Source organism: Bradyrhizobium prioriisuperbiae (assembly GCF_032397745.1).
In the GTDB taxonomy this organism is placed as follows: Bacteria; Pseudomonadota; Alphaproteobacteria; order Rhizobiales; family Xanthobacteraceae; genus Bradyrhizobium_A; species Bradyrhizobium_A prioriisuperbiae.
Genome location: NZ_CP135921.1, coordinates 6,177,809 through 6,203,493, shown reverse-complemented (window position 1 = coordinate 6,203,493; position 25,685 = coordinate 6,177,809). Strand labels below are relative to the sequence as shown.

Genomic DNA, 25,685 nt, shown 5'->3' with positions numbered 1-25,685 from the left:
CCTTCCGAGTGGTTGTTGTCGCGTTTGTGGTTCCTCGATAGGCGCTGAGGCCTCAGGCTGACAAGAGCAGCGGCGCCGCATGCAGCCCATGCGCCAATTCCGAAGCAGGAAGTTTCCGTGAAGCGGAATGCCAGCCTTGATTGCGCCTCAATAGGTGTATGTTATGTTATAACATAACATATTTGAGGACGATGATATGGAGCGACTGCCCGTCACGGTGCTGTCCGGCTTTCTGGGCGCCGGCAAGACCACCCTTCTCAACCATATCCTGCACAACCGCGAGAACATGCGGGTGGCTGTGATCGTCAACGACATGAGCGAGGTCAACATCGACGCCGCGCTGGTGCGCGACGGCGGAGCTGACCTGAAACGCCAGGACGAACGGCTGGTGGAGATGTCGAACGGCTGCATCTGCTGCACCCTGCGCGACGATCTTCTGAAAGAGGTCGAACTGCTGGCGCGCGAAAAGCGCTTCGACTATCTGCTGATCGAGTCCACCGGCATCTCCGAACCGATGCCGGTTGCCGCCACGTTCGAGTTCGAGGACGAGAACGGCAAGACTCTCGCCTCCCTCGCCCGGCTCGATACCATGGTGACCGTCGTCGACGCCCTCAACTTCACCCTCGATTACACCTCGGTCGATCTGCTGGCGGACCGCGACCAGGTCGCCGGCGACGGTGACACCAGAGCCATCGCCGAACTGCTGGTCGAACAGGTCGAGTTCGCTGATGTCATCGTGATCAACAAGATCGACCTCGTCACCAGCGAGGAGCGCACCTTCCTCACAAACGTGTTGAAGAAGCTCAATCCCACCGCCGATCTCGTATTCACGGAATTCGGCAAGGTGCCGCTGCAACGCATTCTGAATACGCGCAAATTTTCTTACAAGAAAGCCAACCAGTCGGCCGGCTGGCTGCGGGAATTGCAGGGTCTCGGACACGCGCCGGAAACCGAGGAGTACGGCTTCTGGAGCTTTGTCTATCGCTCGCGGCGGCCGTTCCACCCCGACCGGTTTCACAAATTCCTGACCGCCAACTGGCAGGGCGTGATCCGCGCCAAAGGATTCTTCTGGCTGGCGTCGCGGATGGATTTTGCCGGCTCGATGTCGCGCGCAGGCGCCATCGTGCGGCATGAACCGGCCGGCGTGTGGTGGGCGGCCACGCCCAAACCAAGATGGCCGCAGGACGAGGAATGGCGCGCCGGCGTGATGCGCAGCTGGACCGAACCCTATGGCGACCGACGGCAGGAACTGGTGTTCATCGGCACGCCGGAGATGGACAAGGAGCAGACCATCGCCAAGCTCGATGCGTGCCTGCTGACCGGCCAGGAGATGGCGCTGGGTCCGAAATTGTGGACCGGGCTGCGTGACCCGTTCCCCGGCTGGCGGCGCGGCAACGGAGAGGCTTGATGAAGGACGGCTTCACCAGGGATCTGCTGGCCGCCCTGCTCCGCAAACCCGACTATGCGGCGCCGACAAAACCCTCCACCTGGCGAGTGATGTCGGCCGCCGGCCTGGAGCGGGAAACGTCGCACGCGACGTGTGACGACGCCTGCGAATGCGTGGCTCCGTCGCGGCTGAAGTATAAGACGAAGGGCGAGTAGGCAACTTTCGGAAAGCTTTAGCTCCGTCATCCTGAGGCGCGAGCAAAGCGAGCCTCGAAGGATGAACGGCCCCGGAGCGACCGCTCGGGCCGCCGCCCTTCGAGGGCCGCGCTACGCACGGCCACCTCAGGACGACGGGATAAGCTGTGCGCGAGTCGGTATCTTACGCCCCGCCCGGATAGTTCGGTGCTTCGCGGGTGATCGTCACATCATGGACGTGACTTTCGCGCAGACCTGCGCCAGTGATGCGGACGAACTGCGCCTTGTCGTGGAAGTCGGAAATTGTCTTCGCGCCGACATACCCCATCGCGGCGCGCAGGCCGCCGACCAGCTGATGTACCACATTGCTGACCGGCCCCTTGTAGGGCACCTGGCCTTCGATGCCCTCGGGCACGAGCTTCAGCGTGTCCTTGATGTCCTGCTGGAAATAGCGATCGGCCGAGCCACGGGCCATGGCGCTGACCGAGCCCATGCCGCGATACGCCTTGTAGGAGCGGCCCTGCCACAGGAACACTTCGCCGGGCGTCTCATCCGTTCCGGCCAGCAGCGAGCCGACCATCGCAATGCTTGCGCCGGCCGCAAGCGCCTTGGCGAGGTCGCCTGAAAACTTGATGCCGCCATCGGCGATCACCGGGATCCCGGCCTTGTGAGCTGCTTCGACCGAATCCATGATCGCGGTCAGCTGCGGCACGCCAACACCGGCAACGATGCGGGTGGTGCAAATCGAACCGGGACCGATGCCGACCTTGATGGCATCCGCGCCGGAATCGATCAGCGCCTGGGTCGCTTCAGTGGTCGCGACATTGCCGGCAATGACCTGCACTGCATTGGACAGTCGCTTGATGCGGTTGACCGCCTCCAGCACCCGCACGGAGTGACCATGCGCGGTGTCGACCACGACCACATCGACGCCGGCGTCGATCAGCCTCTCGGTACGCTCGAAACCGTTGTCGCCGACAGTCGTTGCGGCTGCGACCCGCAGCCGGCCCTGCTCGTCCTTGGAGGCCAGCGGATACGCCACCGCCTTCTCGATGTCCTTCACCGTGATCAGACCGACGCAGCGATACTGATCGTCGACCACCAGCAGTTTCTCGATGCGACGCTGATGCAGCAGCTTCTTGGCTTCCGCCTGGCCGACGTTCTCGCGCACCGTCACCAGATTCTGGTGCGTCATCAGCTCCGAGACCTTCTGGCGCGGATCGGTCGCAAACCGCACGTCGCGGTTGGTGAGAATGCCGACCAGCTTGCCCGGCTTGCCATGGCCGCCGCCGGTGACCACCGGGATGCCGGAGATGCCATTGTCCTTCATCAGCGTCAGCGCGTCGGCCAGCGTTTCGTCGGGACCGATGGTCAGCGGATTGACCACCATGCCGGATTCGAACTTCTTGACCTGGCGGACTTGCGCCGCCTGGCCGTCGATGTCGAAGTTGCGATGGATGACGCCGATGCCGCCGGCCTGGGCCATGGCGATCGCCATCCGCGCCTCGGTCACGGTGTCCATGGCGGAGGCCATCACGGGAATGTTCAGGGGCACGGCCTTGGTCAGGAACGACCGGACATCCGCCTCGGAGGGCAGGATTTCCGACAGGCCGGGCTTCAACAGCACGTCATCGAACGTGAATGCTTCTTGAAATCTCGGACCCTGCGAACCCGGACGCTGAATGACAGCCATTGCCAACTCCATCTGGCGGCGCGCACGCCGCAATAGAACCTTCGGAAAAGGCTTATCGTTCGCCGGCACAGGTGCCGTACTCGAATCGAAGCCCTTCTTTGGGGTTGGCGGTGGTCGATAGCATGGGACCATGACGTTTCAAAGGGTTTCATGCGGTTTTACAGGCGCTTTTTGCGCATGGCGCGTCTGCGCCCCGCCTTCCTGCCGGGTGGCCCTGTCCGATTGCGACTGGACGGCGAAACCCAACGAACTTATTGACCTGCCCAGGCGGATTTCGATGGATTCCTTGCCGATTTGGCCGCCGTCCCGCTTCAAAAACGAGGTTTTGAGCCGCGCATGCAGAAGGAACGCCTGATCCCGCTGATCGTGGCCACCGCCCTGTTCATGGAAAACATGGACTCCACGGTGATCGCGACCTCGCTGCCGGCGATCGCGGCCGATATCGGCACCAGCCCCCTCACGCTCAAGCTCGCCATCACGTCGTATCTGCTGTCGCTTGCGGTGTTCATTCCGGCGAGCGGCTGGACCGCCGATCGCTTCGGCGCCCGCACGGTGTTCTCCACCGCAATCGCGGTGTTCATGCTGGGATCGATCGGCTGCGCGCTCTCGTCGTCGGTGACGCAGTTCGTGTTCGCCCGCATCCTGCAGGGCATCGGCGGTGCGATGATGACACCGGTCGGACGGCTGGTGCTGGTCCGCTCCATCGACAAGAGCGCGCTGGTCAATGCAATGGCCTGGCTGACCACGCCGGCGCTGATCGGCCCCGTGGTCGGGCCGCCGCTCGGCGGCTTCATCACCACCTATTTCTCCTGGCACTGGATCTTCCTGATCAATATCCCGATCGGGCTGCTCGGCATCTACATGGCGCAGCGCTACATCGATCCGATCCGCAGCGACAATCCCGAACGGTTCGACCTGAAGGGACTGGTGCTCGCCGGCGTCGGCCTTGCAGGGCTGGCGTTCGGCTTGTCGGTGGCCGGCCTCAATCTGCTGCCGTGGGAGGTGGTGGTGTCGCTGATCGTCTGTGGCGCCATCTCGATGACCATGTACCTGCGGCATGCCAAGACCACCGCCTCCCCGGTGCTGGATTTCTCGCTGATGCGGCTGCCGACCATGCGTGCCAGCCTGATCGGCGGCTTCATGTTCCGCCTCGGCATCGGCGCGCTGCCGTTCCTGCTGCCGCTGCTGATGCAGATCGGATTCGGCCTGTCGCCGTTCAGATCGGGCTTGGTGACATTCGGCTCGGCCGTCGGAGCCATGGGCATGAAGACCCTGGCCGCCCGCATCATCCGTGCCTTCGGCTTCCGCAACATCATGACCGTCAACGCAGTGGTGAGCGCGGTTTTCCTTGCCGCCTGCGCCATCTTCACGCCGGCGACGCCGCTGCTGCTGATCCTGATCATTTTGATCGTCGGCGGCTTCTTCCGCTCGCTGCAGTTTACCGCGATCAACACCATTGCCTATGCGGAGATCGACCAGGCGCAGCTCAGCCGCGCAACCACGATCGTCAGCGTCAACCAGCAACTGGCGATTTCGGCGGGCGTCGCGATCGGCGCGTTCTCGGTCGAAAGTACGATGCTGCTGCGCCACGCCACGGAGTTGTCGGCGGATGATTTCTGGCCGGCCTTCCTGATCGTCGCCGCGATCACCGCGCTGTCAGCGATCTTCTTCCATAAATTGCCGCCGGACGCCGGCCACGAGATTTCCGGCCGCAAGGCAACCGAAATCTCAAGCCGCAAGGGTGCGGAGAAAGCCGCCGAGAAAAAGGCCAGCGAGAGCACCGCCGACGCGCGCGATCAAAAGCTGTAACGCCGGCCTTTAACCGGATCTATCTTTGCGAAACCCTGTCGCCAAGAGATAGCGCTCGGATGAATCCTGCCGGCTGGCCGCAGGCTTAACATGCCGGATGGTCGCGAAGTCGCGCTTGAGCTCTGCCAGCAACGTCGCATCCGCGCCACTCTGAAACACCTTGGCCAGGAACGATCCGCCGGGATTGAGTACCTCGACGGCGAACGCTGCGGCGCCCTCTACCAGACCCAAAATGCGCAACTGGTCGGTGGTGCGGTGGCCCGTCGTATTGGGGGCCATGTCCGACATCACAAAATCGGCGCCGCCGCCGAGCATCGCCCGCAGTTTGTCCGGCGCGGACGGATCGAGAAAATCGAGCTGGGCAAACGTGACGCCCGGAAGTTCGGGCATCTCCAGGAGATCGATGGCGACGACCTTGCCCCGCCCCTCGACCGAACCCACCTTGCGTGCCGCGATCTGGCTCCAGCCACCGGGTGCGGCGCCGAGATCGATCACCGCCATGCCGCTCTTCAACAGCTTGTATTTGTCGTCGATCTCTTTCAGCTTGTAAGCCGCACGCGAGCGATAGCCGTCGCGCTTCGCCTGCGCGACATAGGGATCATTGAGCTGGCGTTCGAGCCAGAGCTTGGAGGAAAGCTTGCGCTTACCGCCGGTCTTGACGGTGACATGCAGCCGTCCGGTGTCGTCCTTGGCCATGCCGAGCCTCTAGCACCTGCAGGCCGGTCTTGCCAGTATGTTGGATTTGACGCGAGGAAACCGGCTCCAGCTTCTTATTTTGACGCGTTTTCTCCGCGCAAACGCTTCGCGTTTGTCGCGGGGGAACCGGTCTCCACTTCGCTTGAAAACGATAGGTCAAGCCGCCGCGATCGCGCCATCGTGGCGCATCATCTCGATCAGCATGCCCTCGCGCAGGCCGCGGTCGGCGACACGCAGCCGCGGCAGCGGGAATGCGTTGCGGATCGCGTCCAGAATGGCGCAACCGGCCAGCACCAGATCGGCCCGATCGGGGCCGATGCAGGCATTGCCGGCGCGCTCAGTATAGCTCGTGGAGAGCAGCCGCTCGATGACGCAGGTAACGTCGGCGGTGTTCATCCAGATGCCGTCGATGCGGCGGCGATCGTAGCGCAGCAGGTTCTGGTAAACGCCCGCGATGGTGGTCACGGTGCCGGAGGTGCCGAGCAGATGGGAGTTGGCCAGGTTGCTGCCATGTTCGGCGACAAAAGGCGCCAGATGCCGGGCGACCTCCGCGACCATGGCCGCGTAGGACTCCCGGGTCACGTTCTTGCCGCCGAACTTCTCCGCCAGCGTCACCACGCCGAGCGGCAGAGAGGCCCAACCAGCCATGGCCGGAATAGCCCGGGGGATGTCGCGGGGGCGTTCGAGACGAACCAGTTCGGTCGATCCGCCGCCGATATCGAACAGGATGGCGCCGTCGGCCGCGGGATCCACCAGCGGCAAACAGCCGGTCACCGCCAGCGTGGCCTCGGTTTCGCGGTCGATGACCTCGAGCTTGATGCCGAGTTCGTCGGCCACCCGAGCCCGGAAGGCGTCGCCGTTGGCGGCGGCGCGGCAGGCTTCGGTGGCGATCAGGCGCAAACGGCGGGCGTTGCGCATCACCATCTTGTCGCGGCACACCGTGAGTGCCGCCATCGCCCGCTCGATCGCAGCCTCGCTGATCCGGCCTGACGTGGAGACCCCCTCGCCGAGCCGGATGATCCGCGAGAAGGAATCGACCACGCGGAAACTGTCGCCGGACGGGCGGGCGATCAGCAGGCGGCAATTGTTGGTTCCGAGATCGAGCGCCGCATAGACGGAACCAGGCGCGCAAGACTGCGAACCGCCCTCGCGCGGCTCGGCCACACCCGCTGTCCCCGGCTCCTCGCACAGCGCGACGCTGTCCCGAAGCCGTATCTGCTCCGTCATAAAAGCCCGTTCTCCACCACCGGGCTCCGGCGGTGGGTCAAATTTCTGTTCGATACAAAGTGTATCAGTCAGGTATTCCGGTGCAACCTTGGCGCAGACGCGGCATGTCCCGGGAGCCGTTGAATGGTTGATTAGATTGCATTATTTTATGGCATACGGCTTTTGAGCGCGGTTATGCGCGATCCGACGCCATCCATCCACGCCCCCAACCGGACATTCCCATGCAGGACCGCCCCCTCGGCAGCACCTTCGATAACGCTGTTGCGACGCAAAAATTCGGTGTTGGCCAGCCCGTCCGGCGCAAGGAGGACGACACCCTGGTCCGCGGCAAGGGCACCTATACCGACGACATCAACCTGAAAGGCCAAGTCTACACCTGGATCGTTCGTTCGACCCACGCCCATGGCGTGATCCGGGGCATCGACATCGAAGCGGCCCGCGCCATGCCCGGCGTGCTGGGTGTGTGGACCGGCGCCGACCTCGCCAAGGCCGGCTATGGCGTGTTCACCACCGGGGTGCCGCTGAAGAGCCGCGACGGCAAACCGGTGTACCAGACCAACCGCCCGCCCCTGGTCACGGACAAGGTGCGTTTCGTGGGCGACCCCGTGGCCTTTGTGGTCGCCGAGACCCTGGCCCAGGCGCGCGACGCAGCCGAGGCCGTCGTGCTCGACATCGATCCGCTGCTAGCGGTGACCGATGCGGAGGCCGCCACCCAGCCAGGCGCCCCGCAACTCTACGACCACATTCCCAACAATGTGGCGCTCGATTTCCACTCCGGCGACACCACCGCGGTGAATGCCGCCTTCGCCAAGGCTGCCCACATCGCCAAGCTCGATATCGCCAACACCCGCCTCGCGGTGGTGCCGATGGAGCCGCGCGCCGGCATCGCCGTCTATGACAAGGCCAGAGAACATTTCACCATTCACGCGCCGACCCAGGGCGTCGCCGGCAACCGCACCTCGCTCGCCAAGAATCTCAATTTGCCGAACGACAAGGTCCGCCTGCTGACCCACAATGTCGGCGGCTCGTTCGGCATGAAGAACATCAACTATCCGGAATACATCTGCATCCTGCATGCGGCGCGTGAGCTCGGCCGCCCGGTGAAATGGACCGACGAGCGCTCGACCAGCTTCCTGTCGGACAGCCATGGCCGCGCCCAGGATATCCACGCCGAGCTGGCGCTGGCCGCGGACGGCGAATTCCTCGGCGTGCGGGTCTCCGGCTACGGCAATCTCGGCGCCTACATCACCGGCGTCGCACCGATCCCGCTGTCGCTCAACATCGCCAAGAACATCGCCAGCGTCTATCGCACGCCTCTGATCGAGGTCGACATCAAGTGTGTCGTCACCAACACGACGCTGATGGGCGCTTATCGCGGGGCCGGCCGGCCGGAAGCCAACTACTTCCTCGAACGCCTGATCGATTGCGCGGCTGACTCGATGAAGACCGATCGGCTGGCGTTGCGGCGGCGCAATTTCGTCAAGCCGACACAGATCCCCTACGCCGCCGCCAACGGCCTGACCTACGACAGCGGCGATTTCCAGGGCGTGTTCAACGATGCGCTGAAACTCTCCGATCATGCGGGTTTCGCCAAGCGCAAGCGCGAAAGCCGCAAGCAGGGCAAGCTGCGCGGCATCGCGGTCGGCTCGTATCTCGAAATCACCGCGCCTCCGGGCGTCGAGCTCGGCAAGATCGAGTTCATCGACGACAATACGGTGCAGCTCGTGACCGGAACGCTGGATTACGGCCAAGGCCATGCCACGCCGTTCGCCCAGGTGCTGTGCGATCGCCTGGGCGTGCCGTTCGACGCCGTCAGACTGGAGCAGAGCGACAGCGACATCGTCCATACCGGCAACGGCACCGGCGGCTCCCGTTCGATCACCGCAAGCGGCCAGGCCATCGTGGAAGCCGCACAGCTGGTGATCGAAAAGGGCAAGACCGCAGCCTCCTACGTGCTGGAAGCCGCTGAGGGCGATATCGACTTCAGCGAGGGACGCTTCACCATCACCGGGACCGACCGCAGCATCGGCATCATGGACCTGGCGAAGCGGCTGCGCGAAGGCGGTTTGCCGGACGGCGCCCCCGCCTCGCTCAATGTCGATCATGTCAGCAAGGAAGTGCCGTCGACATTCCCGAACGGCTGCCATGTGGCGGAGGTCGAGGTCGATCCCGACACCGGCGTGGTGCAGATCGTCGGCTACACCGGCGTCAACGACTTCGGCACCGTGGTCAATCCGATGATCGTCGCGGGACAGATCCATGGCGGCGTCGCTCAGGGCATCGGCCAGGCGCTGATGGAGCTTGTCAGCTACGACGACAACGGCCAGCCGGTGACCGGCTCATTCATGGACTACGCCCTGCCACGCGCGGGCGACATTCCGCCGATGACGCTCGGCGACCATCCGGCGCCCGCGACATCGAATCCGCTCGGCACCAAGGGCTGCGGTGAAGCCGGCTGCGCCGGCAGCCTCTCCACCATCGTCAATGCGGTGGTGGATGCACTCTCTGATTACGGCGTCACCCACATCGACATGCCGCTGACACCGGAACGGGTGTGGCGCGCGATCCAGGACGGGAAGAGCAAGACCACGGCTGCGTAGGCGGCGGGCCCCGGCCCGCTCCCTTCGCTCCTCATCCCGAGGAGCGGCCTCTTGGCCGCGTCTCGAGGGACGAGGCCCGTGCGGAAGCGCCCCGGCCTCATGGTTCGAGACGGCGCAAGAGCGCCTCCTCACCATGAGGAGAAGAACTACGCCGCAGCAATCTCACGCGGCTGATAGATCGCAGTGTGCTGGCAGTGCGCAATCGGCCTTTCGCCGTTCGCGACAATTATTCCATCCAACTCGACGAACCGGTGGCCCTTGCGCTCATAGTTGGCTGTGACCTTGGCACGCACCGTGAGTTCATCGATGGCCGATGCGACTCCGAGATGCTGAATCGTGCTGCCGACATGAATCCACGGACCGAGGATGGCGTTTTCCATCAAGGCCCAGTTCATGATCCGCAGCAGTGTGCCAGGATGAACGATGGCCTCATCGCGATAGATCGGCGCGGCTTCGCGGATGTCGCTGAGATATTGCGCCAGCGGCTCCACGCCTTGCCGGTACGTCGGAATGCCGAGCCATTTTCCCGGCTCATAAGAGCCGACATCCACCGGTGCGCGTTTCACCACCGGTGCCACGCTCTGAAAGTCGTCGAGTTGCAACCGCGGCGCTGATGCGGGCAGCGACGCGCGCCCCGTGGCGCACAGCTCTCCCTTGCTTTCGACCTTGAGGACAAGCCCGCCGTCGATCTCCTGCGCCGTCACCTCGGCAATCTCGCCGTCGTAAACCGGCTTCAGGAAACGTCCCTCCATCACCCCGCGTTCGAGAAAGCCGCGACCCCAAACCTCCACCGGCATGTGGCTCATATAGGCGAACACATCCACGCCCGGCACGAGCCCCCCGGAAAAGCCGAACCGGCGCGCCACGGTGTCGTCGTGCATCTTGTTTTCGGAGTTTTTGGCGAGGTTGTAGGCGGAGACCCGGTACGGCTTCAGTTCCAAGAGACCTTGCATGTTTCCTCCACGGATGACGTATCCGCTGTTCTTGTTGTCACTGCCCAATCGTACGCCAACAATCGGACCACGCAACCCTGGTCAAGTCGCCGTTTTTCCTCGCAATTTACGCTCCGCTGGGCTAACCCACGGCCGATGACGGACACCCCATCCCAAAGCCACATTTATGTCGACGCCGACGCCTGTCCGGTGAAGGACGAGATTTATCGCGTGGCGGAACGGCACGCCCTGCCGGTCACCGTGGTGGCCGGCGGCTTCATCCGGGTGCCGCAGCATCCGCTGATCGATCGAATCGCGGCCGGCGACGGGATGGATGCCGCCGATGACTGGATTGCGGAGCGGGCCCACAAAGGCGACATCGTGATCACCTCGGACATTCCGCTGGCCAGCCGCTGCGTCAAAGCTGGCGCCGAGGTGCTGGCGCCGAATGGAAAGACATTCACGGAAGATTCGATCGGCATGGCGCTGGCCGTCCGCAACCTGATGACCGACCTGCGTTCCAGCGGCGAAGTCACCGGCGGGCCCCGTTCGTTTTCGCCCCGCGATCGTTCGGCGTTTCTGTCTGCGATCGACCAGACCATCCGCCGCATCCAGCGCGCGCAACGAGCATAGCGTCAGGTTCGCATCGTATGGCTCCTCCCCTGATCCAGATGAAGGACATCGCGCTGACCTTCGGCGGCACACCTCTGCTGACCAGCGTGGAATTGAGCGTCTCCGCCGGCGAACGGGTCTGCCTGATCGGCCGCAACGGCTCCGGAAAATCGACCCTGCTGAAGATCGCGGCCGGCCTGATCGAGCCGGACCGGGGCGAACGTTTTGTGCAGCCGGGAGCGACCATTCGCTATCTGCCGCAGGAGCCGGATTTCTCCGGGATGGCGACGACGCTGGCCTATGTGGAGGCAGGTCTCGGACCGGGCGACGACCACTATCAGGCGCATTTCCTGCTGGAGCAGCTCGGCCTGACCGGCGACGAAGATCCCAACAGTCTCTCCGGCGGCGAAGCGCGCCGGACCGCCTTGGCCCGTGTGCTGGCCCCCTCGCCCGACATCCTGCTGCTGGACGAGCCGACCAACCATCTCGATCTCACCACCATCGAATGGCTGGAGAGCGAACTGAACAGCCGGCGCAGCGCGCTGGTGCTGATCAGCCATGACCGGCGCTTTCTCTCCAATCTATCGCGCAGCACGGTGTGGCTCGATCGCGGCCAGGCGCGGCGGATCGAGCGCGGCTTCAGCGCCTTCGAGGAATGGCGCGACGAGGTGTTGGCGGAAGAAGAACGCGACCAGCACAAGCTCGACCGCAAGATCGTCGCCGAGGAGCACTGGCTGCGTTACGGCGTCTCCGGCCGGCGCAAGCGCAACGTCAAACGCCTGTCCAACCTGCATGCGCTGCGCGACCAGCGCCGCGACTATCGCGGCGCCGTCGGCCAGGCAAATCTGGCCGCGGCCAGCAGCGAAAACTCCGGCAAGCTGGTGGTCGAGGCCATCGGCATCGCCAAATCCTTTGGCGAACGAGCCATCGTCAGCGATTTCTCGATTCGCATCCAGCGCGGTGACCGTGTCGGCATCGTCGGCCCGAACGGCGCCGGCAAGACCACGCTGATCAGCATCCTGACCGGCGCGGCAGAGCCCGACAGCGGCAAGATCCGGTTCGGCGCCAATATTGAGATGGCGACACTCGACCAGCATCGCGAAAGCCTCGATCCCAAGTCGACCCTGTCGGAAGCCCTGACCGGTGGCCGCGGCGACCATGTGATGGTCGGCGACAAGCCGAAGCATGTGGTGAGCTACATGAAGGACTTCCTGTTCACCCAGGAACAGGCCCGCACGCCGCTGGAAGTGCTGTCGGGCGGCGAACGCGGACGGCTGATGCTGGCGCGCGCGCTGGCGAAGCCGTCGAACCTGCTGGTGCTGGACGAGCCGACCAACGACCTCGATCTCGACACCCTCGACGTGCTCGAAGACATGCTTGGCGACTATACCGGCACCGTGCTGCTGATCAGCCATGACCGCGATTTCCTCGATCGCGTGGTGACGTCGGTGATCGCGCCTGACGGCCAGGGACGCTGGATCGAGTATGCCGGCGGCTACAGCGACATGCTGACACAGCGCGGTGCGGACCTGCAGCGCGAAGCGCCGAAGGCCGCGTTGGCCAAAGATACAAAAGAGCCGAAGCAACAGGCGTCGGCCGCGCCAAAACGTCGTCTCAGCTTCAACGACAAGCATGCGCTGGACACGCTGCCAAAAACCATGGCGAAGCTGCAGGCCGAGATTGCGAAGCACCAGAAACAACTCCACGATCCGGCGCTATATGCCCGCGATCGCAACGCTTTCGACGCGGCATCGGCGGCCCTTGTCGCCGCGCAAACCAAGCTGCACGAGGCCGAGGAGCGCTGGCTGGAACTCGAGATCCTGCGCGAGGATATCGAGAACGGCTAAGCACGGTTTGCGCAGCGAGCCGCTTCGATCCGTCGCAGCCGCCGCGATTTAGAATCCATCTTAGATCGATACTAAATCTTGTTGCCCGAAATGTCCTTACGGGCCACCCCTACGCTGGTTATGACCATCACGGCGACGTGATCTGAGTCAGTTTCTGGGGGCTTCTACGGCATGACTTCAAGAGGTTTGCGTGTGGCTGGATGTCTGTCCGGCGTTTCCCTGTCGGTTCTGCTTGCCAGTCTCGTGACGACCTCCGCCACGGCTCAAACGACATCCGGCGGAGCGCAAAATCTGCCGCCCGTCGTGGTCGAAAAGCAAAACCAGGCGCAGCGCCGGGCCAAGCCGATGCGCACCCGTCAGGCGACGGCCGCCCGCGCGTCCCGCGCACCGCGCGGACAGGGCAGCGCGGCGCGGTCGACGGCCGCCTCGAGCGGAGGTGCCATCGAAACCGCGACCGGGCCAGTGCGGGGCTATATCGCCAACCAGAGCGCCACCGGCACCAAGACCGACACGCCGCTGCGCGAGACGCCGCAGTCGATCACGGTCGTCACCGCGGACCGCGTGCGCGACCAGGGCGCCACCACGGTGCAGGAAGCGCTGCGCTACGTGCCGGGCGTGTTCGCGGATGCCTACGGTCCGGACTCCCGCGGCGACTATCCGCGGTTTCGCGGCCAGGACCCCAACATCTATCTCGACGGCACCCGCATGGTGAACGTCTACACCTTCAACGAGTGGCGGCCAGAACCCTATACACTGGAGCGAATGGAAGTGCTGCGCGGCCCCGCCTCGGTGCTGTACGGCGACACCTCGACCGCGGGCCTGCTCAATCTGATTTCCAAGCGCCCGCAGGAGCAGGAGTATCGCGAAATCGGCGTGCAGTACGGCACCTTCAATCGCAAGCAGATCCAGACCGACATGACCGGCAAGCTCACCAAGGACGGTGAATGGCTGTACCGCTTTGTCGGCGTGTTCCGCGACAGCGATTACCAGACCGATCATATCAACGACGACCGCATCGTGATCGCGCCGTCGCTGACCTGGCGGCCGACCAAGGACACCAACTGGACGGTGATGGGCACCTACCAGAAGGACAAGAGCAAGGTGGGGTCGTTCTTTCCAATCGAAGGCACCTTGTATGCGGGGCCAAACGGCCGCATCCCGGTCAACCGCTTTACCGGCGACCCGACCTTCGACCGCTACCAGACCGAGACCGGCGCGGTGTCGAGCCTGTTCGAACACAGTTTCGGTGACGTGCTGAAGCTGCGGCAGAACATGCGTTTTGCCCATGTCGAGGGCATCTACAACTTCACCTATCCGGATGTGTACGGCGATCCTGCCAATCCCTTCGTCGATGCGGAGCGGCGCTCGGTCAATCGGTATGTGTCCGGGCGCAGCACCACCAAAGACAGCTTCACAATGGACAACAACGCCGAGCTGAAGCTCGCGACCGGTCCGGTGGAGCACAAGGTGCTGCTCGGCTTCGACTATCGGCGGCTGCTGGAACGCGCCAAGTCGGGCTACTATCTCGACACCACGCCGTTCGATCTCTACGCCCCTGTCTATACGCCAGTCATGGCACCGGAGCTGACGGGCGAGCCGCGCACGCTGCAGAGCCTGGCCGGCATCTACGTCCAGGACCAGATGCGGTTCGGGCCATGGCGCGCGGTGCTGGGCATGCGGCAGGATTTCGTCAGCAGCGATGTCGCTGATGCGCCCAAGCAGAACGACAAGGCGACGACAGGCCGCGCGGCGCTGATGTATGACCTGCCGTTCGGCCTGACACCCTACGTCACCTACGCGCAGTCGTTCACCCCGATCTTCGGCAGCCACATCTGCGTCGACTACTGCAAGCCGCAGCGCGGCGAAATGGTCGAGGTCGGATTCAAATATCAGCCGAACAAGCGCCTGGCCATCAATGGCGCGCTATTCGACACGACGGAAAACAACAGACTTGCCAGCGGTCCGGACCCGGAATTCTCGGTTCAGATCGGCAAGGTCCGCATCCGCGGCGTGGAGCTCGAGGTGCTGTCGAGCGTCACCTCCGATCTCGACCTCATCGGCACCTACAGTTATCTCGACGCCAAGGTGCAGTCCGGCGACAACACCGGCAAGCGGCTGGAAACCGTGCCGGAGCAGCAGGCCTCGCTGTGGGCCAAGTACCGGCTGAGCGCGTTCGGCCTGCCCGGCCTTACGCTCGGTGCCGGCGCGCGCTATATCGGCAAAACCTGGGATGGCGTCGACAATTTCAGCACGCCCGACTACACGCTGTTCGATGCCATGGCGCGCTATGACACCGGCCCCTGGACCTTCCAGGTCAACGCCACCAATCTCGGCGACAAGCGGCACGTCACCACCTGTCTCGCGCGCGGCGACTGCTTCTATGGCGCGCGCCGCACCGTGCTCGGCAACGTGACGTATCGGTTCTAAATTTTTGTTTGACGCGTTTTCTTTGCGCGAACCGGTATCCACTTCGCTGGAAAACGCTATCCGCCCACCAGCCGCTGGAATTCCTTATCCAGCGCATCGCGGAACACTTTGATCGGCTGCGCCAGCCGGCCGGCCGGTGGGCGATGCACCACCCAGGCCCGGACCGCGGGCGTGAAGCCCGGCACCTTGACGGTCTTGAGCCGGTCGCGATGCGGCGTCTGCTTCAGGGCGACCGGCGTCACCACGCCGACGCCGAGGCCGCGCGCCACCAGCGAGAGCCGCAGTTCGACATCGAGCGCCTCGACCGCCACGTTGAACGGCAGATGCGCGGCATCGAAGTGACGCTTCAACGCGAGGCGAAAGCCGCAGCCATCCTGATTGATCACCCACGACAGCCGCGACAGATCCTGCAGGGTGACCGACCGCGGCAGCTTCATGTCGCGCGCGACCACAAAAATAACCGGCTGGGCGCCGAGATCCTCGCCGATGAGTTCGCTCGGCGGCGGCACGCCATCGGGCAGGCAGATCGCCGCCGCATCCAGTTCGTTGCGGACAACCCGCGCCGCATGATCGGGCGACCAGCCCGACACGATGCGCACCGCGAGCGACGGAAACGCTTCGCGCAGCACATCCAGCGGACCCGTGAGCCCGCTCTCGGACAGATACGGCGTGATGCCGAGGCGAAACTCGCCGCGGACCTCGCCGTCTTTCGCGAGGCCCGACTTCAAATCATCGAGCGATCGCAGCACGCGCCGGCCATGTTCATAGGCCTCGCGTCCCGCCGCGGTCGGGCGCAGCGGCTTCGACTGGCGGTCGAGCAATTCGGCGCCGAGCAGGTCTTCCAGATTTTGCACGCGGCGCGTGACGCCGGGTTGGGTGAGATTGAGCCGTGCCGAGGCCGCGACAATCGAACCGGTTTCGACAACCGTGACGAAGGCCACCAGGTCATTGGTGTTCATCAGTAATCCGCATATTGATTATCAACATATTTCAATTGTCGCATATTATAGCGGCTGCTTAAAGGGCCTTCACGCTCATGTGCGAGGCCCCAATGACCGTTTCCGAAACTGCCCTCTGCGCCGCCCCCCGACCGACCGTCACGCGCTCCTTCATCTGGCTCGGCGCGATCGCGACCGGCATCATCGTCACCAACCTGTTTGCGCCGCAGATCCTGGTCGGCCTGATCGGGCCGTCGCTGGGCATGAGCGCGCAGGCCGCCGGGATGATCTCGACACTCACTTTGCTCGGTTATGCCTGTGGATTATTCCTGCTGGTGCCGCTGACCGACATGTTCGAGAACAAGCGGCTGATCCTGCTGACGCTGGGCGGCGCCTTAGCCGCCGCAGTCTGCACCACACTTGCCCCCTCGGGGACATTGCTGCTGGTCGCGGTGTTTCTGCTCGGCGGCTCCTGCGCCGCGATCCAGATGCTGGTGCCGCTGATCGCATCAATGGCAGCTCCCTCCGAACGCGGCCGGGTGATCGGCGAGGTGATGGGCGGCTTGATGGTCGGCATCCTGCTGTCACGGCCGCTGGCGAGCTTCATTGCCGATGCCTGGAGTTGGCGTGGCTTCTACGCGCTGTCGGCAGGCGCCATCGCAATCCTGACCGGCGCGCTGAGCCTGCGCCTGCCCTCGCTGCAGCCGACCGCGAAGGTGAGTTACATCCGCCTGCTCGGCTCGTTCTGGACACTGCTGCGCGACGAGCCGGTGCTGCGGGTGCGGGCCTGGACCGCGGCGCTGGTGATGGCCGCGTTCACCGCCTATTGGGCGGCGGCGGCCCTGCGGCTGTCGACCGCGCCGTTCGATCTCGGCCCGCGCGGCATCGCGGTATTTGCACTGGTCGGCGCCGCGGGTGCTGCGGCAACCCCGCTGGCCGGGCGACTCGGCGACCGCGGCTGGGCGCGGCCGATACTGATCACGTCGCATGCCCTGATCATCGGCTCGCTCGCACTGTGCGCTCTCGCCGGCTATCTCGACACCCAGTTCGCGGCGCTCGTGACATTGAGCATCGGCACCGTGCTGTTCGACATCGCCGTCACCAGCGACCAGACGCTGGGACGCCGCGCGGTCAACCTGTTGCGGCCGGAGGCGCGCGGTCGCCTGAACGGACTGTTCGTCGGCCTTTTTTTCATTGGCGGCGCGATCGGCGCCGCGGCGGCGGCGATCGTCTGGCCGCTCGGAGGATGGACGGCAGTGTGCGGCGTGGCCGGAGCATTCGGCGTGCTGGCGCTGATCACCGACATCGTCACGACATCAGGAACATCGTGACTCGCACGTCGTCCTTCGCCTCAATTCGCCGGGCACGCCGCCCCGGTTTTCACCCAGGCCTCGACCAGCGCACCGGCTTGCGCTTGCGTGCCCGGCGCGGGAGCGCGGCCATACCCCGGCGCCCAGGCCCAGCCGACCAGCGTATCCTCGCCAATGTGATGGATCAGGTCCTCGGGCTTGCGGCCGCCATTGCGCGCGGGATCCTTGAGCTGGGTGCAGATCTCGGCCAGCGTCTTGCCTTCCCATCCCATCTCGCGTGGCGCGAGATGCCATTCCGGATGCCCCGGCATGCGCCCCGGATCAAAGTTGGCGTTGCCATGACAGGTCGCGCAGCGCATCGCCGGCAAGCCATGACCGTCGGCGCCGCGTTCGACCGGCGGCTGGTGCAGCCGGCTGAGGTCGCCCTGGCGCGGGCGATCGCCGGCGGGATGACAATTGAGGCAGCGCGGATGGGTCAGGACCTTGCCGAGCTCGTTAAAGATCGCCACCGATCGCTTGTCTGCATCACCGATGGCGGCAAAGCTCTCCGGCGCCGCAAGACCACGCGATGGCTCGGGGACCAGCGCGTATGCCGTGAGCATGCTCATCAAAAGCGCTGCCGCGGCGAGAGCTACATTGATCCAGACGTCAGACTTCATCCCTCGCTCCCGTCCACTAAACCAGGTAGCGCTTCGGATCGGCCAGGATCACATCGCGCACGGCCTCGTGATATTTGATGTAGCCGGTGCAGCGGCAGATGTGGCCATCAAGCGCATCCGCAATGGTTGCCTCCAGGTCAGCGCGGGCAACGGGCGTCTTCGCCAGACGCTCCAGCAGAACCTGGCCCTCGTTCAGGAAACCCGCGGTGCAATAGCCGCACTGAAATGCGAAATGAGCGATGAAGGCCTTCTGCAGCGCAGTGAGCTCGCCGTCCTTGGCGTGCCCTTCGACCGTGCGGATCGCCTTGCCGTCGAAACTCGCGGCCGGCAGGACGCAGGTCGGGCTGGTGGAGCTGGTTCCGTCCGGGTTGTCGATGATGATCGCGCAACTCAGGCATTGCGCGGCGCCGCATCCGAACTTCGTGCCGGTCATCCCCAGATGCTCGCGCAGGAAATCGTTCATCGACAGATCGTCGCGCACGTCCGTCGGACCATGAGCGCGGCCGTTGATGGTGAGGCCCAGTGTGGTCACGCGAGAACTCCCTTGAGGGTGCTTTGGGTCACCGGCAGCGATTGAAAGCGGTGCCCGGTGGCATCGAAGATGGCATTCAGCAGCGCTGGCACGATGGGGATCATCACGACCTCCGCCATGCCCTTCGGCGGTTCGTCCGGTGTCAGCGGCTGTAACATCTCGATCTCGAGGTCGCGCAGCGGCAGGTCCGATCCACGCGCGACGAGATACTGCCCGAGATTCCATTGGCCGTTGCCGGGACCGCCTTCGTAGGGCGGCAACGTTTCAAGCAGCGCATAGCCCACCCCCATGGCGAAACCGCCCTGCGCCTGTCCCAGCACCACTTCGGGCACCAGCGCCTGACCGCATTCGAACACGCTGTAGGCCTTGGCAATGCGCAGTGCGCCAGTGGCGCGGGCGATCTCGACACGGACCAGCGTGCCGCACATCGAGGTGTAGACGGTGCCGATCCGGTTGTTGTCGGTCGGCGGGAATTTGACACTGGCGCGATCGATGCGTTCGAACGTGCCGCCGCCCCGGCGCACGGCCAGTGCATCGATATCGGCCGTCCATTGCTGTCCGAACACCGGGAAGCGCGCCCGCGACCACGCCCAACGGGAGAATCCGTGCGCGATCGCTCCCGTGGCGAAATTGCGCGCATGCGCCCTTGCCGCAAGCGCTGGCAACGACAACGGCGTCAAGCCGGAGAGAACAAGCTGTCCATTGGTCCAGCGCGCCTTCTCCCATTCCCCGGCCCTTGGATCGCTCGGTGCGATGCGCCAGAGATCGAGCGCCGCCGGCCACAGGCCGAAACGGAAGATGACACGCGCGGCTTCGGCCGCGGCATGGGTTCCGACATGCGCGCCGATCGAGGCGCTGGTGGCCGAACTGATCGATGGCACCCAGCGCGGATTGCGGGCCGCGGCATCCTGGCTCTTCTGATCCATGGTGTAGGGATCGCCCGACGTGACAAGCGCCAGCGCATCGAAGCCGCCGACCTGCGCCACCGCGACCTCGTCCGCGACGCCACCGAGATACGCACCCACGCGGTTGGCGAGGGCCGTGCCGATGCCGTTGCCCATCTCGACGTGATCGCAGAAGATCGCAATGCGGCCCTCGGGATCGATTTCGACCCGGCCCAGCGAGCAGTCCGCGCCGGTGCCGTAATCCTTGGTCACGCAGGCAACGCCGGTGCCGACCAGCGTTCCGCCTTGTTGCGCATAAGCCTTCTCCAGCTTGCGCCGCTGCCAGATCGGATGCGCCTCGAGCTTGTCCAGGATCTCCGTGGTGCGGACCGAGACGCTGTACGGATTGCCCGTCATGGTCCGTCCCTCGGGCCTGAGCGCATTGCGCCGCCGGAATTCGATGGGATCGAGCGGCAGCGCCCTGGCGACTTCGTCGACCAGCACTTCGAGTGCGGTCATGGTCTGCAGCGTGCCGTAGCCGCGCATCGAGCCCGCTGTCACGCCGCGCGTATGCAGCGCGACCGTGGTGACGTCGACTTTCGGAACGTCATAGATGCCGATCGCGGCGGTTGCCGCCACCGTCGCCACGTTGGGAGAGAAGTTGGCCAGCCCTCCGCCGTCGAGCACATGATCGGCGGCAAAGGCCACGATCTTGCCGCTGGCCCGATCGACGCCGATCCGCGACCGCATCTTGATCGGGTGACGCTTGATGCCGCCCTGAAACTGCTGATAGCGGTCATGGGCCAGACGCACGGGCCGGCCCGGAAGGAACATCGCCGCCAGCGCGACATAGAGAATGAAAGGCGTATGGTCGCGTCCGCCGAAGCCGCCGCCAACGTAAGCGAACTGCGCGTTGATACGCTTCGGCTTGAACGGTGCACGCGCCTCCCCCAGGAGATGAGCAATCGATTCCGCCGCTTCATAGGGCGACTGAACGCCGAGCACGAGTTCCAGTTTCCCGCTCCCGCTGTCGAACCAGGCAAGACCGCACTCCGGCTCGAGAAACATCGGATCGACGGATTGCGTTTCAAACTCGCGGTCCAGCAACAGCCGTGACGGATCACTGGCGTCGAGCTCGGCGCGAATCTTGTCGCCGAGGATCGCGGCCTTGCCGTAGTCGGGCCTGGTTTCCTTTGCCAGAGGCGACCACACCGGCAGCGCCGAATTCTGCAGGCGTCCCGGGCTGACCCAGCCGGCCAGGATCGGGGAATAGACATCGGGCGTATCCGGCGTCGCGCCGGCGACACGGGTGAAGCGATACGCCCCATAATTGGGAGCCGCGACGGGCCCGGTTTCCTCGCCGAATTTCACAAAGGTCCCATCGCGCAGCGCCAGCCGCGCCCGATCGAACGCATCGAACTGCTCGAACAGCAACAGCGCCACCGGCTGGCCCAGATACAGCGGCGTCTTGCCGGCCGGGCAGAACAAATCGCCGGTATAGAATTCGGGCACGCGGCTGTTGATCCTCTCCAGATCAGCCGCGGTGACAACGACCGACGGCTTGAGAGCGCCCGTCAGGCGCGCAAGATCGAGGCCGATAAAAACGTGCGTCGCATCCGGCGCACGGACCAGCAGCGCGTGCGACGTGTTCGCCGGCCAGCCCGGAAGATCGGCGGCACGAAAATCGGACGCATAGAGTTTTGCCCCGGTCACCTTGGCAACGCCGTCGACCCGGCCTGCGCCATTGACGGCCGGATTCCAGGTGTGCCGCCCCGGCAAGGTCTCGCGGTCGGCGAAACCAGCCTGCCCGGCCAATCCCAGACGCGACATGCTCAACGCAATGCCGCCGGCCGACATCCATTTCACAAGCTCGCGGCGCGAGAGCTGCATGCTTTTCATCTCCAGGACGCCGTCGCAAATGCAACAGTCGACATCAAGTGGCAACACATCACGGACTGCAAAACCGCCGAGGGCCGCGCCTATTTCAAGTCGGCGATGGTCGCGGGCCCCGGCCCCGGGGTCACCAACGTCGGCCACTGGCGCGACCCGAACGGCACCACCGGCGGCAGGAACGGCGTCATGCCTCGTTTGCCGCTTTCCGCGATGATCGCAGCACGGGCATCGCCGCCCATCAGCTCATAATCCATCAGGTGATAATTGCCGAAGAACAGCGCCCCCACCGAACGGTCTGCGATGATGCGGGTGAGCGACTCCAGCATGTCGGCCTGGGTGGTCGTGAATGAAATCGTCTCGATCAGCAGCAGCCGGTCGTTGATTGCATCGGGTCCGAAGAACTGGGCCAGCACGCCGAACAACACGTTGTTCTGGCGCGCCACATAGATGGTGTTGCTGGCCGCATAAGTCTTGTCCCAGTCGGCCCCGAGCATCGTCTTCCAGTCGGCCAGCACAGCCATCCAGTGAGCAACCTGGGTCTGCGCCGCCCAGGCGACATTCTTCGCCAGATACGGGGCTTGCGTTTTGCCGAAGGCTTCGAGCGCGGCGAAGGTGATGACACCCTTGACGACGCAATCGTCCATGAAAGCGAGATTGTTTTTCAGAATGGTGCGGTTGTTGTTGCGCCAGTCCGGTGGCATCGCCGTCGCATCCAAGCCATCCAGCGCCGACTGCATCCGGCTGCGGTATGCCAGCATCGAGCCGCGCCAGGACGTATTGGCGGGATTATCCAGATACGGCCCAACAACCTCGGCCAGCGCCATCGTGCTGTGGCCGACTGATTTCAGAAGCTGGTAGACAACGGGAACCTGGGGAGCCTCGAGCGGCGCCTGTCCCGGGCGATAGAGCGTAAACCGGCCGCCGCTGCCGGAGAACAAGCCCAGGATGACGGGATGCTTGGCAAGAATGTTCGCCTGGAAGATTTTCAGCGCATCGCCATACAGCTCGAACATGCCAGTATTCAGCGCCAGCACATCCTTTGTCGCGATGTCGAAAGGCGTGACCCGGACCATGCCGGCAATCGGCGCGATATAGGGCGGTAGTGCCTGGGCGTTCGCGACCACGGCACCTTCCAGCAGCATCGCGGCGAGCAGCAGCCCCCGATAGCACGTCACGCCCCAACTCCTTCGCTATGCAGTGAACTGCACAGATGCGCGCGTACCAGTTAAAAATCCGCCATCGTTGCCACGATCGCGGCAGGAGTTTGCGCTCAGTGAGAAAGCAGGGCCTGCCTTTTCCGATGTTGAGCGAAACAGCCCAGAGACTTTTCAAACAGACTCCAAATCGCGCTGCCCAGAATTCTGGCGCCAGCCGACAAGACTGTTTGGGTAGTGTCGGTGGTCAGATCGCCGAGATCGCCAAGTGTCTCGAGTTGCGTTGTGCCGTCGGTGCACCGGCCCTGGCGCAAGGTCAAGGTCACTGACCGCCGTGCCGCGGTCGACTTCGCGGCCTGCATGCGCGAACTCACCGACGTTCACTTCCCCAAGGCAGAGCGCATTCGCGCCCGGCGTCTCGCGGACTGTGGTATGTATTCTGCAGCAGATTAGCCGAGCGGCTCCTCGGCGAACAGGAGTTGGGATGAACATCGTAATTTTCGGGGCAAGCGGGCGTATGGGCCATTTGCTGGTGCAACAGGCGCTAGACCATGACCACGAGGTCGTCGCTTATGTCCGCGACGCCACAAAATTGCGCATCATCGATACCCGGCTCCGTGTCGTCGTTGGGACACTCGACGACGACACGGCGATCGAGCAGGCGACTCGCAGCGCCGATGCCGTGATCGAGGGCGTCGGCGCCGTGAGCGACGGTACCCGACGCATCGTCGCAGCCATGCAGCGCACCAACGTTCGCCGGCTGGTTGCCGTTTCGACCTGCAGCGTGCCGGATCCGGCCGATCTGCCCGACCTCAAGTTCAAGGCGCTCGTCGCTTTCGTGAAGACGGCCGCGCCGGGCCCTTACGGAGAAATCCGGCGAGCGGCAGAACTGGTCCGCGCATCAGGCCTCGACTGGACCCTGGTTCGAGTGGCCAGGCTTGGCAACGGCCCCGCGACCGGCCGGATCAAGACCGGTCATTACGGCCACGGCATCGTCGACCTCTCCATCACCCGCGCCGACATGGCCGCGTTTCTGTTGGCTCAAGTGACAGACCGCACCTACCTTAATCAGGCACCGGCAATCAGCAATTGAAGTGGCCGCTATTCCGCCGCGAAATGGACGCCTGCGCCGACATCGCACCGATTTTTACGGACGAGCATGAGCCCTTCGAGGCGCTGGCGAATGCTATCGCGCACCCAAGCGATTGCCGCCGTCGCATCGTCAAAAGACATCGCCGGCACACCAAAGAGCTTTTCGGCGTTCATGCGGCTCACTTCCTCGAATGACTCCGCTGGCACCACGGTCGCCATCCCCATGACGAGAGATTTCACGCGCTCAGCATTCGCCTGGAGCCACGCTTTCGCTTCCTTGGCACCGCCCTCCGGTCGCTCCAGCGAGCAGCATCCGCAAAAACTCGTAGTGTGACGAAAGGCTCGCGTCGATCGAGCCAGCGGTTCCATTCGGAGAAAAAACCGATTTGATCATCAAGCGCCGTGGTACCAGGCATGACAGACAAAACAAGCGGCCACTGTGTCAAATCGTGTCGGATCATCTCGAAATTCCCTTGGTGTTAATGGGAGATTGGTCATTCCGTTGGCGTTGAAGTGTTGTCGGGCAGTCCAGCGCGAAGATCGGGCAAAATCCGGCGCAGCAGCAGCGTCGCGATTACGAGAGCGGTGCTCGCGCCGATGTAGAATATCGGCCAACCAATCCAGGCGATGACGTTGGCGAGGCCGATCAGAAGCAATGTGGCAACGAGCCTGCTTGCACCGTAGAGCACCGCGTAATCCGTCGCCGGCTGAGTGCCTTGTGCCCAGCCGAGCGTCGTTGCGCTCAGGATGACAAAGAACCCGCTCGTTCCTGCGTTCATCAGGATTGCCCCGACCAGAGCGGGCGAGGCTTCGTGCCACCAAACACCGGCGATCATTGCAGCGGAAGCGAGAAGGCAAATAGCGGCGAAGACGAGGATGGCGATACCCGAACCACTTCGGCGCACGATCGGAATGGCGATCAGCGAGGCTAATAGACCGCAAAGCGGTGCGCCGGTGCCGACGATCCAGCCGATTGTCTCGACCGGCACGCCAAGGTCCACCAGCATGATACGATTGAAGAAGGACAGCGCAACCATGGAGCAGGTAGCAAGCGTCAGGAACGCTATTCGTAGCCGCATGTCGTGTTTGCGGATCACAACGAGAATGTCGGGGCGCAGCCCTTGTGAGCGTCCTGCCGGGCGGTCCCATGTGCGGTTTAGCACGATCGGCACGGTTGCTAGTGCCGAGACGGCCGCGCAGATATGGAAGGTCGCAGTCCAACCAAGTTGACTCGCCGTCGCGACAAAGACGCCTCCGCCCAGGATCGCGCCAAGCCCCAGCGCAGCAACTTTCAAGCCCCCCGCAATCGCCCGATGCTGGGCCGGAACACTCGCCGTCGAAAGTGCGTCGAGAGCAACGTCCATCGTCGCAGCGGCAAAGGCGATAAGGATTCCGAGTGCGAGAAGCACGAAGGGCGGAAACCTTTCGCCTTGCGCGATAATAAGCAACGTGCAGACGATGACCGCCTGCATCGGCACGATCCAGCCGATGCGAGGCGCTGAACGGATAGGGCGAATGGCATCAATGATAGGCGCCCATAGGAATGTAAGACCGAACGGGACCAACATTAGGAAGGCCCAGCCGATCGACGCGAGATCAATACCGCGCGCCCGCATCAACGGGGGCAAACCACCCTGCATCAATCCATAGATCAAGCCGAAAGATGCATAGAGGATCGCGGTGGACGCGAGCAGCGGCCAGACCGGACCAGGTAGCCCGTCCGCGCTCGACACCCGGACAGCGGAAGAAGGAGACGCTGCCGCGTCTCCCAGGACATTGGGACTAGACATCTATGGCCT

Annotated in this window: 20 protein-coding genes; 9 read left to right on the top strand and 11 right to left on the bottom strand. The window is 64.0% G+C overall.

Features of this window, described 5'->3' with window-relative positions; all coding sequences use genetic code 11:
• Window positions 1-196 precede the first annotated feature (196 nt).
• Window positions 197-1,408 carry a zinc metallochaperone GTPase ZigA gene (zigA, locus tag RS897_RS29335; RefSeq protein WP_315832195.1) on the top strand — a complete coding sequence of 404 codons (1,212 nt, stop codon included), beginning with the start codon at window positions 197-199 and terminating at the stop codon, window positions 1,406-1,408.
• Window positions 1,408-1,602: a hypothetical protein gene (locus RS897_RS29330; protein ID WP_315832194.1), complete on the top strand. Its 195-nt coding sequence runs from the start codon at window positions 1,408-1,410 to the stop codon at window positions 1,600-1,602. Before zigA ends, RS897_RS29330 begins: the two co-directional genes overlap by 1 nt.
• 163 nt (window positions 1,603-1,765) lie before the next feature.
• Here the strand turns inward: RS897_RS29330 and guaB are convergent, their stop codons facing one another.
• On the bottom strand, window positions 1,766-3,274 hold the full coding sequence (guaB, locus tag RS897_RS29325; protein WP_315832193.1) for an IMP dehydrogenase: 1,509 nt from the start codon (window positions 3,272-3,274) through the stop codon (window positions 1,766-1,768).
• A gap of 336 nt (window positions 3,275-3,610) precedes the next feature.
• Between guaB and RS897_RS29320 the strand changes: the two genes are divergently transcribed.
• The gene (locus RS897_RS29320) at window positions 3,611-5,083 is read left to right on the top strand and encodes an MFS transporter (RefSeq protein WP_315832192.1); all 1,473 of its coding nucleotides are present in this window, start codon (window positions 3,611-3,613) and stop codon (window positions 5,081-5,083) included.
• A 9-nt stretch (window positions 5,084-5,092) separates the two neighbouring features.
• On the opposite strand, the gene RS897_RS29315 is transcribed toward RS897_RS29320, so the two are convergent.
• On the bottom strand, window positions 5,093-5,779 hold the full coding sequence (locus RS897_RS29315; RefSeq protein ID WP_315832191.1) for an RlmE family RNA methyltransferase: 687 nt from the start codon (window positions 5,777-5,779) through the stop codon (window positions 5,093-5,095).
• A 156-nt stretch (window positions 5,780-5,935) separates the two neighbouring features.
• Complete coding sequence (locus tag RS897_RS29310; protein WP_315832190.1) at window positions 5,936-7,006, bottom strand: Ppx/GppA phosphatase family protein; 1,071 nt, start codon at window positions 7,004-7,006, stop codon at window positions 5,936-5,938.
• Between the two features lie 221 nt (window positions 7,007-7,227).
• Here RS897_RS29310 and RS897_RS29305 point away from each other — a divergent pair, with 221 nt between their 5' ends.
• Complete coding sequence (locus RS897_RS29305) at window positions 7,228-9,606, top strand: xanthine dehydrogenase family protein molybdopterin-binding subunit (RefSeq protein WP_315832189.1); 2,379 nt, start codon at window positions 7,228-7,230, stop codon at window positions 9,604-9,606.
• Between the two features lie 146 nt (window positions 9,607-9,752).
• Here the strand turns inward: RS897_RS29305 and RS897_RS29300 are convergent, their stop codons facing one another.
• Window positions 9,753-10,559, bottom strand: coding sequence for a hypothetical protein (locus tag RS897_RS29300; RefSeq protein ID WP_315832188.1), 807 nt, complete (start codon window positions 10,557-10,559; stop codon window positions 9,753-9,755).
• Between the two features lie 135 nt (window positions 10,560-10,694).
• Between RS897_RS29300 and RS897_RS29295 the strand changes: the two genes are divergently transcribed.
• From RS897_RS29295 to RS897_RS29285, 3 genes are all read left to right on the top strand, one after another.
• On the top strand, window positions 10,695-11,171 hold the full coding sequence (locus RS897_RS29295) for a YaiI/YqxD family protein (RefSeq protein ID WP_315832187.1): 477 nt from the start codon (window positions 10,695-10,697) through the stop codon (window positions 11,169-11,171).
• A gap of 17 nt (window positions 11,172-11,188) precedes the next feature.
• On the top strand, window positions 11,189-12,997 hold the full coding sequence (locus RS897_RS29290) for an ABC-F family ATP-binding cassette domain-containing protein (RefSeq protein WP_315832186.1): 1,809 nt from the start codon (window positions 11,189-11,191) through the stop codon (window positions 12,995-12,997).
• 192 nt (window positions 12,998-13,189) lie between these two features.
• Complete coding sequence (locus tag RS897_RS29285) at window positions 13,190-15,424, top strand: TonB-dependent siderophore receptor (RefSeq protein ID WP_315832185.1); 2,235 nt, start codon at window positions 13,190-13,192, stop codon at window positions 15,422-15,424.
• A gap of 56 nt (window positions 15,425-15,480) precedes the next feature.
• Here RS897_RS29285 and RS897_RS29280 read toward each other — a convergent pair whose 3' ends face one another.
• Window positions 15,481-16,383, bottom strand: coding sequence for a LysR family transcriptional regulator (locus tag RS897_RS29280; RefSeq protein ID WP_315832184.1), 903 nt, complete (start codon window positions 16,381-16,383; stop codon window positions 15,481-15,483).
• Window positions 16,384-16,475: 92 nt separating this feature from the next.
• Here RS897_RS29280 and RS897_RS29275 point away from each other — a divergent pair, with 92 nt between their 5' ends.
• Window positions 16,476-17,693, top strand: coding sequence for an MFS transporter (locus RS897_RS29275; RefSeq protein WP_315832183.1), 1,218 nt, complete (start codon window positions 16,476-16,478; stop codon window positions 17,691-17,693).
• Window positions 17,694-17,713: 20 nt separating this feature from the next.
• Here RS897_RS29275 and RS897_RS29270 read toward each other — a convergent pair whose 3' ends face one another.
• From RS897_RS29270 to RS897_RS29255, 4 genes are all read right to left on the bottom strand, one after another.
• Window positions 17,714-18,280, bottom strand: coding sequence for an Isoquinoline 1-oxidoreductase subunit (locus RS897_RS29270; RefSeq protein ID WP_407654574.1), 567 nt, complete (start codon window positions 18,278-18,280; stop codon window positions 17,714-17,716).
• Window positions 18,281-18,347: 67 nt separating this feature from the next.
• On the bottom strand, window positions 18,348-18,863 hold the full coding sequence (locus RS897_RS29265) for a (2Fe-2S)-binding protein (RefSeq protein ID WP_315832182.1): 516 nt from the start codon (window positions 18,861-18,863) through the stop codon (window positions 18,348-18,350).
• Complete coding sequence (locus RS897_RS29260; RefSeq protein ID WP_315832181.1) at window positions 18,860-21,637, bottom strand: xanthine dehydrogenase family protein molybdopterin-binding subunit; 2,778 nt, start codon at window positions 21,635-21,637, stop codon at window positions 18,860-18,862. The genes RS897_RS29265 and RS897_RS29260 overlap by 4 nt, the downstream gene beginning before the upstream one ends.
• 89 nt (window positions 21,638-21,726) lie before the next feature.
• A complete protein-coding gene (locus tag RS897_RS29255; protein ID WP_315832180.1) occupies window positions 21,727-22,815 on the bottom strand; it encodes a hypothetical protein in 1,089 nt (362 codons plus the stop codon).
• A 463-nt stretch (window positions 22,816-23,278) separates the two neighbouring features.
• Between RS897_RS29255 and RS897_RS29250 the strand changes: the two genes are divergently transcribed.
• Window positions 23,279-23,887: an NAD(P)-dependent oxidoreductase gene (locus tag RS897_RS29250; protein ID WP_315832179.1), complete on the top strand. Its 609-nt coding sequence runs from the start codon at window positions 23,279-23,281 to the stop codon at window positions 23,885-23,887.
• An 8-nt stretch (window positions 23,888-23,895) separates the two neighbouring features.
• On the opposite strand, the gene RS897_RS29245 is transcribed toward RS897_RS29250, so the two are convergent.
• Entirely contained in the window at window positions 23,896-24,126 is a 231-nt protein-coding gene (locus RS897_RS29245) for a hypothetical protein (protein ID WP_315832178.1), read from the bottom strand.
• Between the two features lie 254 nt (window positions 24,127-24,380).
• Window positions 24,381-25,676: an MFS transporter gene (locus RS897_RS29240; RefSeq protein ID WP_315832177.1), complete on the bottom strand. Its 1,296-nt coding sequence runs from the start codon at window positions 25,674-25,676 to the stop codon at window positions 24,381-24,383.
• Window positions 25,677-25,685: the final 9 nt, after the last annotated feature.

Excerpts from the sequence above, each read along its gene's own strand:
- RS897_RS29305 (WP_315832189.1), top strand. The coding sequence starts at position 7,228 with ATGCAGGACCGCCCCCTCGGCAGCACCTTCGATAACGCTGTTGCGACG.
- RS897_RS29290 (WP_315832186.1), top strand. The coding sequence starts at position 11,189 with ATGGCTCCTCCCCTGATCCAGATGAAGGACATCGCGCTGACCTTCGGC.
- RS897_RS29280 (WP_315832184.1), bottom strand. The coding sequence starts at position 16,383 with ATGAACACCAATGACCTGGTGGCCTTCGTCACGGTTGTCGAAACCGGT.
- RS897_RS29275 (WP_315832183.1), top strand. The coding sequence starts at position 16,476 with ATGACCGTTTCCGAAACTGCCCTCTGCGCCGCCCCCCGACCGACCGTC.
- RS897_RS29300 (WP_315832188.1), bottom strand. The coding sequence starts at position 10,559 with ATGCAAGGTCTCTTGGAACTGAAGCCGTACCGGGTCTCCGCCTACAAC.
- RS897_RS29315 (WP_315832191.1), bottom strand. The coding sequence starts at position 5,779 with ATGGCCAAGGACGACACCGGACGGCTGCATGTCACCGTCAAGACCGGC.
- RS897_RS29295 (WP_315832187.1), top strand. The coding sequence starts at position 10,695 with ATGACGGACACCCCATCCCAAAGCCACATTTATGTCGACGCCGACGCC.
- zigA (WP_315832195.1), top strand. The coding sequence starts at position 197 with ATGGAGCGACTGCCCGTCACGGTGCTGTCCGGCTTTCTGGGCGCCGGC.
- RS897_RS29330 (WP_315832194.1), top strand. The coding sequence starts at position 1,408 with ATGAAGGACGGCTTCACCAGGGATCTGCTGGCCGCCCTGCTCCGCAAA.
- RS897_RS29240 (WP_315832177.1), bottom strand. The coding sequence starts at position 25,676 with ATGTCTAGTCCCAATGTCCTGGGAGACGCGGCAGCGTCTCCTTCTTCC.
- RS897_RS29320 (WP_315832192.1), top strand. The coding sequence starts at position 3,611 with ATGCAGAAGGAACGCCTGATCCCGCTGATCGTGGCCACCGCCCTGTTC.
- RS897_RS29260 (WP_315832181.1), bottom strand. The coding sequence starts at position 21,637 with ATGCAGCTCTCGCGCCGCGAGCTTGTGAAATGGATGTCGGCCGGCGGC.
- RS897_RS29250 (WP_315832179.1), top strand. The coding sequence starts at position 23,279 with ATGAACATCGTAATTTTCGGGGCAAGCGGGCGTATGGGCCATTTGCTG.
- RS897_RS29270 (WP_407654574.1), bottom strand. The coding sequence starts at position 18,280 with ATGAGCATGCTCACGGCATACGCGCTGGTCCCCGAGCCATCGCGTGGT.
- guaB (WP_315832193.1), bottom strand. The coding sequence starts at position 3,274 with ATGGCTGTCATTCAGCGTCCGGGTTCGCAGGGTCCGAGATTTCAAGAA.
- RS897_RS29310 (WP_315832190.1), bottom strand. The coding sequence starts at position 7,006 with ATGACGGAGCAGATACGGCTTCGGGACAGCGTCGCGCTGTGCGAGGAG.